Genomic DNA, 13946 nt, shown 5'->3' with positions numbered 1-13946 from the left:
AGATTAACCTCCAATACCAGGCTCTTGATTTTTTGAGAAATCTAGCTCCCAGATTGCAGCTGACTTTTCATCATGAGACTTACCATAAGCAAATTGTTTAGCTACATAGAGGTCCATATCTTCAAGTGCTAGTGTATCCTGATAGCGTTGTAAGTTAATTCCTCCACCTACAACTGCATCATATCGCCCTTGAATGAAAGAAGTCGCCTTCCCTTTTTCTTGAGAGATTGAAGGAATGATTTGTAAATTTAGAGGTACCGCCTTGTTATAAGTTGCGCTATCTGTAAAGTTAATTAGTTTCTTCTCGATCTCCCAGATTTCTGAGGGATTCACAACAAGAACAATTTTATTGGTCGTATCTACAAAACTAACTCCATCAGCTTTTACAGAATGGAATTTAAAAATCTCTGATACCTGGTTTACAGTTTCTTTAGGATTTTCAAAAGTTAATTTTAAAGCTTGTTTTTCTTTTTTAGGATAAGTAATATTTGAACCTTGTGCCACTCCCGTCAATTGTCTTGTTAGTCCTAGAGGTTTATTATCACCATCACCGTTTAAAAACGCTTCTTCCAATGCTACTGCAAAAGCTTCTGTTAATTGAGTTCTTACAAAATTTTCAATCCAAATCGGTCCAAGTTCTTTAAAATCTTTCGGGATCACGATGAAAGCCGTTAACTTATGCTGGATTTCTTGTTTACTTCCAAAACTAGCTTTTAATTGCCCTTTGATTTCTCCAAAAACCTTGCCCCAAACTGCTCCACCACTACGCTCTGATGTCAAAAAGTTTAGGCGGATTCCTAGGTTTTTTAGTCCAATTTTTTCAAGTAAGGGGTGTTCTGATTTTATATCTTCAAAAATTCTGTCAATCGTCTCCTCTGGGAGAAGTTTTTCCACCCCTTTAGGGATATTCTTATCAAATTCATTAAAGAATACCATTTCATTGCCCTTTAAAGTATTAGGCTGTGATGTAAATCCATCTCCTGAATATGATGCAGTTTTAACTTCTTCAATCATATGTTCCTGCATTCTGTCTAACATATCACCGTAAAGTTTTGTTTGCTGATCTTGTGGAGCATTAGTTTTTACTGCATTCATAAATTCTTCTCTAGCTTGCATGTATTCGTTTTTTGTTTGTCCTTTAAGTCTCATAGTCATGTTTTTAGTTCCTTTCATTTTTAAGCAAAAAAGGCAGAACAAAAAACGTAATTTACGTCTTATGTCCTACCTCTTGTTTTCAAGTCAGTATTTAAAATTTTTGTTGTGTTTTGGTTTCTACCATGGTCACAACACCATCTGCAATTATCAATCGAATGTTACCATATTCTGGTAACTTAACACTCTTAATTATACCACGGTTTAGGAAATAAATCCAACCTTTATGCAATTCATTCATATATCCTCCTTTCTCTGAAAAGGTAGTCATTTTTGGGTATCTAGTGACTACCACCTCCGCCTTACAGCCCCAAGGGGTTATAAAATGCGTAGTCAGGTAGTCACCTCGCTCCAAAAAAATAAATAATAAACGCCTTTAATCTATTTATTCTATATACTTTATAAATAATATAAAATAACTACTTTTTTATATAAAAGTCAATCATATCAAGGGTTTGATAGGGTAGTCAGTAAAATCTTAAAAACTACCCTTGTTTTTAAATCCTTTTGTTTAAAGATTCTAGCCACTCTCTTAAAGGTAGTCATTTTTTGAGTTAGTGACTACCTTAACTACCTTTTAGGTTTTGAGTAACCAGGCTTAACACTTTTTCCAAATTTTAAAGATCGTTTATGTTCCCATCCCTCTTTATTTTGCATGTACTTTTTAACCTTTGCTTTATCCTTTGGTGGTGCTTTGTCAGTTAGATAGACTTCTTGGAAGAATAGGTTTATAGTCATCTTGTCACGTTCTACTAGTTCGCCATAGGTGTCTGTGTCAAGTTCAACTGTTCCACCTTTACTATTTCTAAAATAACCCTCGTTCATCATGTCATAGATATAGTAATACCTGGTTCTATCTGTAACTGGGTAATGGTACATGTTTTTTGGAAAAGGTAAAGCTAAATAGCGCTCCAAATCCTCAAGGGTTTCATCAGCAAATTTGTACCTACTTCTTACCTCATTTACCAGGTTCTCCTGCTCGTCTGTCAGCATCAAAGACTGGTTAGACTTCCAAGCTACTACCATAGCCCCCCAAAAGGCTCTACGGTCTTTTTCCGTCCACTCCCTACCCTTATAAGTGGTATCCTTATGTACTTCAGCAACCAGAAAGCGCCTTTCCCCTGTCAAGTCATTTAAATAATCATGGTCATTAGTTGCTCTCACGATGATAAAACTCTTAGGTAGCCGTCTATCACTAGAAGCATAGGGCGGTCTATACTCTAGCTTGGTTTCAGTGATGAACTTCTTCAACTCTGAAAAACTAGCCTTTTTACTGGCCACCATTTCATCATCAAATACACACCAATTTCTAACCATTCTAGCCTTATCGTCTTTGTCTGTGAAAGTTTCAACGGTTGTAAAATACTTGTGAGTGAATAGTCCCTCAAAAAATTGAGTCTTCCCCACTCCCTGCCGTCCAGTCAAGTCCAGCACAAAGTCAAATTTAATAGAGGGGTCAAATACCTTAGCAATCGCCCCACGGAAAAACAAATCCATGATAATACGGTTATATTCGTCATCTTTGATATTCAGATAATGCCTCAGAATATCAAAAGGATCACGCTGATACACTAGCTTTTTATACTCGCTTTCGCATGATTCCAGATAGTCTTTTAAAGGGTTGTAGCTATGCTCTCCAGCCACCACTTCCAAAATATCGGCTATATCCCCTTTTTTATAATCTATCTTGTACTTTGTAGCAATATAAGACCTAACCTCTCTAATAATTAGGTCGTCAATGGTTCCGCTTAAGGTTCTACCGTTCAATTTTGTCGGTTTTGTCACGTCAATTTCATAAGTGAATGTATTGTACTGTATCGCCCCCTTCAGCTTGCTATCTCCACTTAAAATCTTCTTGAGATTGTCCAAGGTAACCGCAAAGCCTTTCCCTTTGGTTTTAGGCGTTAGATTCAGGCTATTGTGTTCCTCGTCGGTCTCTCTTGCTTTGGTCAAGTCCACCACGGTAGGCAGTATTTGTTGCTGATTCTCTTCGATGATTTTAGTTACAATTTCTTCACTATTCAAAAGCCACCTCCTTATAGAATTTTGTCGCTACTTCAAGGAAATAACTGGCCAATTCTTTCCGTCTGACAATAGTAGAAAACAAGTCCACTAACTGACTAAAACTGTAACCATTGACAAATAGCAAGCGGACTAGTGTAGCCGTCTCATATCTGGTATGGATTCCATTACAAATCAGGTCAAAAATCCACCCTTTCAGCTCCACGCCAAGCCCCTGCCGTTGCTCAGTCAACTTGTTCACTTCTAAATCCTTCAGGATCATCAGTAATTCAGGACTAGCCAAGGTAATTTCTAATGGTCTAGCTAGTTCCCAGCCTTTCCTATCGCTTTTTTCGTCTCTGATAGCCACATATAAGCCTTTATAGTGAAAATCCGTCACCCCCTCACCTATCGGCTCATAGTAGATAAACTTATAATAGTTTCCATTCTTCCAAACTTGAGTTGGTGTAGACTTGAGAAAGGAAAATAATGCTAATTTGTCAGCTGATAAAATCAACTCGATCACTCGCATTCTTCCACCCCCAAGAACTTCCAAATATCAGCCACTTTATAGTATGCTTTTCTAGTATCCTCTAGTGGGGGCTGATACCGTCTTAAACCTGCACCTTCCCACTTTTGGAGTGTCTTATACTTTATATCCAACTCTTCCATGGCTTCCTGGGCTGAGATTAGACCTGTAAACTTTTGTGGTACTTTTTCACGGCTTTTTAGGTAACGCTCGATAGCTTCTAATATTTTTGTTTTGAGTTCCTCAATCATTTTTTCAAACATACTAGCACCCCCACGGTCTCGCCCCTGCAAGCTGAATATATCGCCCATAGTCAGGGCTTAAATCCTCGCTAGGTGTTTCTATCGTCTGTTGGTTTTCTCGCTCGATTTGGGCGCTTTTTTTGTGGTCTCGATGGTTTAGATAAAGCAGCAAGCCAATCAATAGCATCATGAAGATAACCGCCTGTGTATTGGTTAAATCTAACTCATTCATTTCAATAGCCCCCTTTTTCGTAGATCAGTGGCTACTAAACTACGTAAATACGTCCAGGTTGAAGCAGTTGCGTGAACGATTCCATTACTTAAATTGTTTTCTTTTATTGCTTGATCTAAGAAATTGAATAGCAACCAGTTAGGGGCTTTGCCATGTATTTCTGTGCATTCGTCGTCATATTTTTTTAATTCCCCAAGCAAATTCTCGACATTGCTATTAAAGAAATCCTCATGACTTGCCTCTTGCTGTTTATATACCTCAGATAATTTGTAAAACTGAATCCATAACTGACTAATTGCCGTTCTACAATCTTCAGCAATTTCTGTTGCTCCATGGTGTTTCTTGGATAAATGCCACTCTGACAAAATATCTAATTTTTCCTCTACAAGTCCCAACTCTTTTTCTAAATCTTCAAAGTATGTGTCCATGTTTTTACCTCTGTTTCTATGTTTGTGTATTTGCCCTGATGGCTTTTCAATGATCGTTTCCTATACTGAATTATCACCACTCCAAACGCTGGGCGATTGCCCCAAGTTGGCGAACGCTTGTAGTGATGTTTCGTGGGTATTTACCCACCTTTTTGTTAAACAAGTGCCTAGAATTGCCGTGTCAGCACTCGTTTCAAAACCTTTTCTAATTGCTTGCCTGCTCTTCGGTTTTTTAGTTTGTCTTCGTTTCGTTTTCAATTTGATCGCCTAATCTTTTCCAGGCTCTATCAAATTCTTCACGTTGGATTTCTTTACTATGTAACTGCCTTGCTAATTCCATGCCTCTACGCATGAATCTAGCGAAGTGAGTTTTTACTGTCATCTGTTAGCCCTCCATCATGTCATATAATAGGGCGTAATGTGTATCTGGAATCCTATCTAAGGCTTTCAAACCATCATGTTCCGCTTTCTGCCTAGTTTCCGCCTTGATTGTGCTATCAAAGGCGATAGAAAAAGCGTTCAGCATTGCTTTGTAGCGTGCTACACTCTTCAAATAGCGCCCACGTTCAGAAAGTTTCTTGTCTTCCAGTTCCTCTTTTACCGAATTGTCCAAGAGTTCAAACTTACTATAGATCCCTTTTTCTACTTCAAAACCTAGTCGCTTGTTTTGTCTGAGATTGTAAAGATTAACCTTGCAGCTATCTAGGTTACGATAGCCTAGCACTCCAGCGATTTCTTCTAAGTTTTTGCCCTCTAGTTCAGGCAATTTTTCAGCAATATCCTTGAATTTTACTGATTGGTGTCTCTTTCCCATTGTGTACCTTGTCTTTCTATGTTATAATCAAGGTATAGAAAAAATATCTATACCCTAGATTTCGTCGCTTGCTTCGGTCGCCAAACTTTCAGCAAGTGACTTTTTTTGTTGTCTTGTTTCATGCTTTTGTCCCTGACTTGGGTTTATATAGCAAGTCTTTACTTTCGATAAGTTCCAGTATCCAGCTGATTCCCTGCTCAACCGTTTCAAGAAATGCGCCTAGGTCTTCACTTTCTAAGTCCTCATAGTTCATACAAAGATATTCGGCTAGTTGTCTATCTTTCTCAACTAGCTTTTTAAAATCCTTGAAATACTTGGGAATTTCTAACCCCTTAGCATTTGTAACTGTCTTAAAGTCATTCTCCATGAGTTCGCTCCTTTCTAACTATAAAATAGTTCGTCTATTGTTATGTCTGGTTCGATTTCTGCAACCATTGACTTGATTGTTAGGCGTTCTTTGTCATTGAATGGCGTTTTACCTAACTCTTTGTTGTTGTATGACTGCAAAGAAATTTTTAGTTTATCCGCCATTTGTTGCTGAGTCAATCCTAACATAACTCGATAACCTCTTAGTTTCCCCATAGGTTTCCTCCTCTCTAAAAATATCCCTCCATAAATAGATTGAAAGTGTAAAAGGTTGGAGAGAACGGACATTTTTGTCCTTTACATGTTTTATAATATCAGACATTTTTGTCTGTGTCAAGCGTTTTTTTAATTTTTTACAGACATTTTTGTCTTTTTTTAAAATAAATGTTATAATTAGCAACGAAAGGTATTATGAATAATGAATAGATTGAAAGAATTAAGAAAAGAAAAAAAGAAGTCTCAGAAAGAAATAGCCAACTTTTTAAAAATAAATGAAAAAACTATATCTCGGTGGGAAAATGGAGAAAGCCAAATTACCCTCAAAAATGCTGCTCAACTAGCTGATTATTTTGGTGTACCTCTTACTTATTTATTAAATCAGGAAGAAGAGCGGGAGAAACTTCAAGAATTACACCGAAAACTCCCAACTTTAGAAGAATTTGATGAACTCCTATACAAGCAACAAGAAAGCCGCTTTAAAAGATTTGTTCAATTTGTATCAGATGAAGAGATGAAAATCAAGGATAGAAACCTAGTTCTAATATTTAACTTGCTAGTCTCCTCTGATGAAACTTTCGGAGTAAACCAGATATATCCCTTTCCATTAGATGAAAAAGATGACTATCATTTTACAAACCAACAGAAAAGCGAAAAATAAGCCCCTTATCCGCCTTATTTCCTATTCTGGTACAATTTCCATCTGACTGCTTAAAATCGAAGAATAGGGGCATTCTCGTAGCTCCTCGCATGGTATAAACTCAAAACATTTTCTAATTGCTTGCCTGCTGATGGAAAAGGAGTTAAAACCATGAAAATTACAAAACACACGAAAAAAGACGGATCAGCAGTCTACCGCTCCAGTATCTATCTTGGCATTGATTCTGTGACTGGTAAGAAGGTCAAGACTACCATATCAGCACGAACAAAGAAAGAACTCAAAAACAAGGCCACTCAGGCTAAGGTAGAATTTGAGAAAAACGGCTCTACACGGAAACAACGCTCACATATAACAACCTATAGCGAACTTGTGGACTTGTTTTGGCAAACCTACCAGCATACCATAAAGACTAATACGCAGATAAAGATAAAAGGCTGCTTAAATAACTACCTCTTGCCCTCATTTGGTACTTATAAACTAGATAAACTTACACCTGTCATTATCCAAACTCAGGTAAATAAGTGGGCGGATGAGTACAATCAGGACGGAACGGGGTATAAAGAATACAATCACCTTCATGCCTTAAATAAACGTATTCTACAGTATGGAGTTTCTATTCAAGCATTAGACAATAACCCTGCTCGTGATATTGTCATTCCTAGAAAGATAACTAGAGATAAACAAGAAATTAAATACTTTCAAGATCAGGAACTTAAAAACTTTCTCTCCTATCTCGATAACCTGGAGAATACCTTTGTCAATTTCTATGATACTGTGCTTTATAAAACGCTCCTAGCTACTGGACTGCGCATCCGTGAATGTCTGGCCCTGGAATGGTCTGATATTGATCTGCAGAACGGAACGATTGATATTAACAAAACACTCAACATTTTAAACCAGGTAAACACTCCTAAGACAAAATCAAGCTATAGAGTTCTAGATATCGATCATAAAACAGTGCTCATGCTTCGTCTCTACCGAGCAAGACAAGCAGAAAATGGTAGAAACATTGGCTTAACCTATGAGAAAGTATTCTCTGATAGCTTTGACAACTATGTCAATACTCGAAAGGTTGATTACCGCCTACATAAGCACTTAAAAAACGCTAACTGTACTGATTTAGGCTTTCATGCTTTCCGACACACTCACGCTAGTATCTTGCTTAATGCTGGCCTGCCATACAAGGAGATACAGACACGGCTTGGCCATGCAAAAATATCTGTAACTATGGACACTTACAGCCATTTATCAAAAGAAAACCAAAAAAGAGCAGTCTCATTCTTTGAAACTGCCCTCGAAAAAATAAAAAGTTCTTAAAAAAGTCCACAAAATAAAAAAAGCGATACATAAAACCCTTATGTATCAACGATTATAGAATGATTTCGGTATAATTGACTATTATACCGAAATTTTTGATTTTTTTAAAGGAAAAGGGAACAAGTTGCGAAGATTATTATAAACTATCCAAAACAAAAAGATGGGACCGTCAAACGGTCTCCATCTTTTTTAGTTATTCAAAGTTGAGATTAGTCAACTTTTTTAGCACGGTATACAAGTCCTGCCAAAGCTGCAAGAACTAGACCAAGAATAGTAGAGAATACTGTAAAGTCTGATCCACCAGTATTTGGCAAATCTCCCTTAGGCTGTTCACCCTTAGGATCTTCCTTAGGATCTTCCTTAGGTTCTTCTTTTTTCGGTTCAGTATACGTGTTAGTGATTGTTGGGTTGTTACCTGTAACAGTTGTTACAAGTTGGCCTGCACCATTATCTGTCACTGTTACTGTCACTTCGTAAGAATTTTCATCATATTTGATATCCTTATCGTTACCTTTTACTTCAGTAATAGTGTAAGTGTGCTTACCTGCTGTTGCGTACTCAATAGCTTTGAAAGTAACAGTACCGTCTGCAGCGTTTGTAGCTGTTTCGATTACTTCGTTACCTTCTTTAAGTTCAAACTTAAACTGATCTTTTACAAGTTCTTTACCGTTACCGTTCAAGACTTTCTTAGCTGTGAAAGTTACTTGTGTAGAAGAAGCAACATAAGTGTTTGTGAAGGTTGGATTGTTGTCAGTTACAGTCGCAACAAGTTGACCTTGACCATTATCTGTAACTTTTACTGTTACATTGTGAGTAGATTTATCGTATGTCACACCTGCTTCGTTACCTGCTTTTTCAGAGATAGTGTAAGTGTGCTCACCAGCTTCTTTGTACTCGATACCTGCGAAAGCAACTGTACCGTCTACAGCGTTTGTCGCTGTTCCGATTACTTTGTCACCTTCTTTAAGTTCAAACTCATATTTACCTGCTTCAAGAGTTTTACCATTCAAAACTTTCTTAGCCGTGATGTTTACAGTTGTTGAAGCTGCTTTATATGTGTTGGTGAAGGTTGGGTTGTTACCTGTAACAGCTGCCTCAAGTTGTCCTTGACCGTTATCTGTAACTTTTACCTTAACTTCGTGTTTAGCAGTGTCGTATGTCACACCTGCTTCACTACCTGCTTTTTCTGAGATAGTGTAAGTGTGGTCGCCTGCTGCTGCGTACTTGATATCTTCGAAAGTAACAGTACCGTCTGCAGCGTTTGTAGCTGTTCCGATTACTTTGTCACCTTCTTTAAGTTCAAATTCATATTTACCAGCTTCTAGAGCTTTACCATTCAAGACTTTAGTAGCCGTGATAGTAGCACTTGTTGTAGCTGCTTTATATGTGTTGGTGAAGGTTGGGTTGTTGTTAGTTGCAGTTGCAACAAGTTGGCCTGCACCGTTATCTGTAACTTTTACTGTTACTTTGTGAGTAGATTCATCGTATGTCACACCTGCTTCGCTACCTGCTTTTTCAGTGATAGTGTATGTGTGGTCGCCTGCTTCTTTGTACTCAATATCTTTGAAAGTAACCGTACCGTCTGCAGCATTTTTAGCTGTTCCGATTACTTCGTCACCTTCTTTAAGTTCAAACTCATATTTGTCAGCTTCTAGAGCTTTACCATCCAAGACTTTCTTAGCTGTGATAGTCGCTGTTGTTTTAGCTGCTTTATAAGTGTTGGTGAAAGTTGGGTTGTTATCAGTTACAGTCGCAACAAGTTGGCCTGCACCGTTATCTGTAACTGCTACCTTAACTTCGTGTTTAGCAGTGTCATATGTCACACCTGCTTCACTACCTGCTTTTTCAGTGATAGTGTATGTGTGGTTGCCTGCTGCTGCGTACTTGATATCTTCGAAAGTAACAGTACCGTCTGCTGCGTTTGTCGCTGTTCCGATTACTTTGTCACCTTCTTTAAGTTCAAACTCATATTTACCTGCTTCAAGAGCTTTACCATTCAAGACTTTAGTAGCCGTGATAGTAGCTGTTGTTGTAGCTGCTTTATAAGTGTTGGTGAAGGTTGGGTTGTTACCTGTAACAGCTGCAACAAGTTGACCTTGGCCGTTATCTGTAACTTTTACCTTAACTTCGTGTTTAGCAGTATCGTATGTCACACCTTTTTCGCTACCTGCTTTTTCAGTGATAGTGTAAGTGTAGTCACCTGCTGTTGCGAACTCAATTTCTTTGAAAGTAACAGTTCCGTCTGCAGCGTTTTTAGCTGTCGCAACGACTTCTTCATCTTTTTTAAGTTCGAATTCGTATTTGTCTGCTTCAAGCGCTTTACCGTTCAAGACTTTAGTAGCTGTGATAGTAGCTGTTGTTGGTTTAGCTTTATAAACGTTCGTGAAAGTAAGGTTGTCAGCACCTGTTGCAGTTGCGACAAGTTGACCTTGGCCGTTATCTTTAACGACTACTGTCACTTCATAAGCATTTGGATCGTATTCAACTCCGGCTACATCACCTGATTTTTCAGTGATAGTGAATGTACGAGTTTCTTCTTGTGTGAAGGTAAGTTCTGGGAATTGAATCTTACCGTTTGCATCGTTTGAAACAGTGTGGAGAACTGCTCCGTTTTCTTTCAACTCAAATTCAAATTGGCCAGCCTCGATAGCTTTACCGTTCAAGACTTTCTTAGCTCCAAGTTGAAGTTTTGCTTCTTTAGCAGCGTATGTGTTTGTAAATTCTTTCTTAGAATCTTTATATTTAACGCTGGCAATCTTTTGACCATACACGTTTGCTACAGTAACTTCTGCTTCAAGTACTGAATCATCGTATGTATAGCCAGGTTTGTTGTCATTTACTTCTTTAATTTGGTATTTGAATGTACCTTCATTAGAGAATTTAACTGCTGGGAATTTAACTTTTCCTTCAGCATCGTTTTTAGCTTCAGTTACAGAACCATCTGGAGCAATCAATTGGAAAGTAAATGCATCTGCCTCAAGAGTTTTTCCTTCAAGTTTTTTCTTAACTTGGAATTCAACCTCATCAGACTTCGCACCTGAACCGATACCTTCTGTAGTTGTCAAAGGAGCAAATCCATGAACATCAAATGTTTCTTGATCTGTTGTCGCTTTAACATCGTTAAATGCTTTTTTAGTTGCATTGTCAACTGGAGCAGTTAGACGAGTTTTATATAGGATATAGAGACCTTGTCCGTCCATTGTACCATCACCGTTTGGAGTGATGGTAAAGTGATTTCCATCAACAACGTTAACATGGGCAGCTTCTAGTCTTGGACGAGCTTCAGCTTTGTTCCACTCAGTAAAGTAGTAACCAGTAATTTCACTTGCAAGAACTTGTCCTTCTGGAATCGTATCTTCGAGTTTAACCCCTGTGTAAGATTTTGCATAGCGGTTAACACGGATACGCCAGTTTACATAGTTAGGATCGTCTGAGTCTTGAACTCCCCATTTAGTAAATCCAGTTGGGTCATCATCTGGGACGATACGAGTCAAAGTGTAAACTTGGTCACCTGGGATATTAATTTGATAAGGAGTGTTTAGTTTAACACTATCTGCCCAAACGACTGTAAATAGGGCAGTAATCTCCTTGTTCTCTGACAAATTAGCAAAGTAAGCAGCATTTGTCACTCTGACAGTAGCTGTGTTATCTGCTCTACTAGTTGTCAATTCAGCAATAGTTGTTTGCCCATCTGGTGCTTTCAATTCCGTAACAGAATCTTTTTCAATCTTAAATTCATTTGGAACATGATACACCATGTAATCCCCGTCTTTGAGGGTTACTTCGTTGGGGAAACTATAAGTTGGTTGAAGATAGAATTTACCTTCCCCGTACTTAGCGCCATCAACAAGTTTGTTATTGTTGATTTTTGAAACAGTTTTCATTGTGTAACTGCTTGCTGGTAGTTCCTCCGCTTGAACAACAGTGCTAACTTTGAGCGCAGGTAGAAAAACTGACACTACTAGTAGCAAGGCCATCAAGCCATGAAAGAGTTTGCTAGTTCTCTTTTTCACCACATTATCCTCCTTATTATCTATAATGGTTCAATTATATTATACAGGTCTATAACAGAATGTCAACTATAATGTGCTAATTTTTATATTAACTTATCAGATAGATGGATAAGTCAGCCAATCCCACGTCCGCATAAGCTTTGAAACAATTAAATCCAAGCAGGGTTCTTGCTTGGATTTAATATATAATATTGTTCTAAGGATCTAAGTATTTAATCCCAATTCCGCTAAGATTTGACGTTTATAGGCAATTTTTTGGACTTCCTTGTCTTCGCTCTGGGACCAATCTAGTTTGACTTCAGAAACAATCTGCCCAGGCCGATTTTTTAGGATATAGATGCGGTCGCTGAGATTGAGGGCCTCTTCAATACTATGCGTGATGATGAGGGTCGTCAGCTGTAGCTGTTTGTGAATCTCCAGATACCAAGCGTGGAGTTCCATCTTGGTCATCTCGTCCAAGGCGCTAAAAGCCTCATCTAAAAGAAAGAGCTTGTGTCCAAAAAGATAGGTCCGAAGCAAGGCTACACGCTGGCGCATCCCTCCGCTGAGTTCGTGAGGATACTTGTCCCGTACAGCAGTCAACTGGAAGGTCGCAAGGATGTCATCCGCTCGGGCAATGGCCTCTGCCTTATCCACCTTTTGAATCAAGAGGGGTAGGATGATATTGCCAAGTACCGTCTTGTGCTCCAAGAGTAGATCCTTTTGCAACATATAACTCACGCGCCCCTTGGGATTTTCTTCACCGTCCAAGACAATTCGCCCCGACTGGACTTCTAAAATCCCAGCGATTAGGTTAAAGAGAGTGGTCTTTCCAACACCACTTGGACCTAGAATAGAAACTACTTCACCTGACTTCACCTGCAGGTTGATATCCTCTAAAATCTTTTCATCGCCATAGGCATAACTTACATATTCGAGTCTAATTTCTGTCATTATTTTACAAATTCGTTAGTGAAGCCCTTGTCAGTCAAGTCTTCTTTAAGGATACCATTTTCTTTATCCCATTTGTAGAAGGCATTCCAGCGGTCAGCGTCAAATTGTCCCCATTTTTCCTTGTCGCTTGCATATTCTTTTGACAAGTATTTTTGAGATTCGATGACAAAGTCACGTTTTTCCTTGAGTTCAGGTGCATTCTTGATGAGGATATCTGCAGCTTCTTCTGGATGTTCCATGGCATATTGGTAGCCTTTTTTGATAGCTTGGATAACTTTACGAGCTTCTTCCTTGTTGTCTTTTAGATAGTCGTTGTTTGCGATGATAACGGGTGAGTAGTAGTCAAACTCCTTGACATAGTCTTTCAAGTACATAAAATTAGCGTCTACGCCTTGAGATTTGGCAAGAATACCATCCCAACCGTAGTAGATCCAAGCAGTGTCAAAGACGCCATTGGCAATCGGTGTAATCGAGTTTGAGTCGTTGTTTGGTACTTTTTCGACCTTCTCAAAGTCTCCACCTTGTGATTCTACCAAGGTTTTCAACATAGCAAGCTCCGTTGGGTCATTCCAGGTTCCGTATTTCTTCCCAACTAAGTCCTTTGGACTGCTGACATTGTCAGATTTACGTGAGATGATTCCAGATGTATTATGTTCAACGATAGCAGCAACGGCAGTAATCCCTGCTCCTTTTTCCAATTTTTTAGCCATGTAGTCTTGGAAATAGATAGCAAATGGTGCCTTGCCATTGATTACCAAGTCAGATGAGCTTTCTTCTGGTGGCAATTTCAAATCAACATCCACTCCAGCTTCTTTGAAATAACCTTTTTCCTTGGCAACATACAGCCCTGTGTGGTTGGTGTTTGGTGTCCAGTCTAGGATAAAGTCAATCTTCTTGAGTTCTGCTTCTTTGTTGTCCTTAGAAGCAGTCCCTTGACCACAAGCCACCAGCACGACAGCTACAAGAGCTGTCACAAGCGTTAAAAACACTTTCCATGTTTTCTTCATTTTGATTTCCTCTTTTCTTTTTCTAAAACATCCTT

At 38.6% G+C, this 13946-nt stretch carries 16 protein-coding genes; 2 read left to right on the top strand and 14 right to left on the bottom strand.

All coding sequences use genetic code 11. The annotated features are described in order from the left end of the window. Positions 1–3: 3 nt before the first annotated feature. From B7720_RS02855 to B7720_RS02815, 11 genes are all read right to left on the bottom strand, one after another. Positions 4–1155 (bottom strand): phage major capsid protein, encoded by a 1152-nt coding sequence (locus B7720_RS02855; RefSeq protein ID WP_239828067.1) that lies wholly within the window; start codon positions 1153–1155, stop codon positions 4–6. A gap of 91 nt (positions 1156–1246) precedes the next feature. Next, positions 1247–1393 carry a DUF2292 domain-containing protein gene (locus B7720_RS09565; protein WP_142358706.1) on the bottom strand — a complete coding sequence of 49 codons (147 nt, stop codon included), beginning with the start codon at positions 1391–1393 and terminating at the stop codon, positions 1247–1249. Between the two features lie 329 nt (positions 1394–1722). Beyond that, the gene (locus tag B7720_RS02850; RefSeq protein WP_084856432.1) at positions 1723–3177 is read right to left on the bottom strand and encodes a virulence-associated E family protein; all 1455 of its coding nucleotides are present in this window, start codon (positions 3175–3177) and stop codon (positions 1723–1725) included. Next, positions 3170–3685 carry a hypothetical protein gene (locus B7720_RS02845; RefSeq protein WP_084856430.1) on the bottom strand — a complete coding sequence of 172 codons (516 nt, stop codon included), beginning with the start codon at positions 3683–3685 and terminating at the stop codon, positions 3170–3172. Before B7720_RS02845 ends, B7720_RS02850 begins: the two co-directional genes overlap by 8 nt. After that, complete coding sequence (locus tag B7720_RS02840; RefSeq protein WP_084856428.1) at positions 3676–3945, bottom strand: hypothetical protein; 270 nt, start codon at positions 3943–3945, stop codon at positions 3676–3678. The genes B7720_RS02845 and B7720_RS02840 overlap by 10 nt, the downstream gene beginning before the upstream one ends. Before the next feature lies 1 nt (position 3946). Next, a complete protein-coding gene (locus B7720_RS09765) occupies positions 3947–4156 on the bottom strand; it encodes a hypothetical protein (protein ID WP_084856425.1) in 210 nt (69 codons plus the stop codon). Continuing rightward, positions 4153–4584 carry a hypothetical protein gene (locus tag B7720_RS02830; protein WP_084856423.1) on the bottom strand — a complete coding sequence of 144 codons (432 nt, stop codon included), beginning with the start codon at positions 4582–4584 and terminating at the stop codon, positions 4153–4155. The genes B7720_RS09765 and B7720_RS02830 overlap by 4 nt, the downstream gene beginning before the upstream one ends. Positions 4585–4816: 232 nt before the next feature. Continuing rightward, complete coding sequence (locus B7720_RS09710; RefSeq protein WP_180383029.1) at positions 4817–4966, bottom strand: hypothetical protein; 150 nt, start codon at positions 4964–4966, stop codon at positions 4817–4819. A gap of 3 nt (positions 4967–4969) precedes the next feature. Beyond that, positions 4970–5398, bottom strand: coding sequence for a hypothetical protein (locus B7720_RS02825; protein WP_084856421.1), 429 nt, complete (start codon positions 5396–5398; stop codon positions 4970–4972). Between the two features lie 118 nt (positions 5399–5516). Then, positions 5517–5765 (bottom strand): hypothetical protein, encoded by a 249-nt coding sequence (locus B7720_RS02820; protein WP_084856419.1) that lies wholly within the window; start codon positions 5763–5765, stop codon positions 5517–5519. A 14-nt stretch (positions 5766–5779) separates the two neighbouring features. Beyond that, positions 5780–5980: a helix-turn-helix transcriptional regulator gene (locus tag B7720_RS02815; protein ID WP_084856417.1), complete on the bottom strand. Its 201-nt coding sequence runs from the start codon at positions 5978–5980 to the stop codon at positions 5780–5782. Positions 5981–6182: 202 nt separating this feature from the next. Between B7720_RS02815 and B7720_RS02810 the strand changes: the two genes are divergently transcribed. Further along, positions 6183–6641, top strand: coding sequence for a helix-turn-helix domain-containing protein (locus B7720_RS02810; RefSeq protein WP_084856416.1), 459 nt, complete (start codon positions 6183–6185; stop codon positions 6639–6641). Between the two features lie 150 nt (positions 6642–6791). After that, positions 6792–7958, top strand: a complete 1167-nt coding sequence (locus B7720_RS02805; protein WP_084856415.1) for a tyrosine-type recombinase/integrase — start codon at positions 6792–6794, stop codon at positions 7956–7958. A gap of 209 nt (positions 7959–8167) precedes the next feature. On the opposite strand, the gene B7720_RS02800 is transcribed toward B7720_RS02805, so the two are convergent. From B7720_RS02800 to B7720_RS02790, 3 genes are all read right to left on the bottom strand, one after another. Next, positions 8168–11971, bottom strand: coding sequence for a Spy0128 family protein (locus tag B7720_RS02800; RefSeq protein WP_275655576.1), 3804 nt, complete (start codon positions 11969–11971; stop codon positions 8168–8170). A gap of 204 nt (positions 11972–12175) precedes the next feature. Beyond that, positions 12176–12904 (bottom strand): ABC transporter ATP-binding protein, encoded by a 729-nt coding sequence (locus B7720_RS02795; RefSeq protein ID WP_084856410.1) that lies wholly within the window; start codon positions 12902–12904, stop codon positions 12176–12178. Continuing rightward, positions 12904–13911 (bottom strand): ABC transporter substrate-binding protein, encoded by a 1008-nt coding sequence (locus B7720_RS02790; RefSeq protein WP_044021580.1) that lies wholly within the window; start codon positions 13909–13911, stop codon positions 12904–12906. The genes B7720_RS02795 and B7720_RS02790 overlap by 1 nt, the downstream gene beginning before the upstream one ends. Between the last annotated feature and the right edge of the window lie 35 nt (positions 13912–13946).

Origin of the sequence: Streptococcus oralis subsp. oralis, assembly GCF_002096455.1 — a bacterium.
Lineage (GTDB): Bacteria > Bacillota > Bacilli > Lactobacillales > Streptococcaceae > Streptococcus > Streptococcus oralis_CY.
Note: the sequence above shows the minus strand (reverse complement) of the source record. Positions and strands in the feature narration are given on the sequence as shown.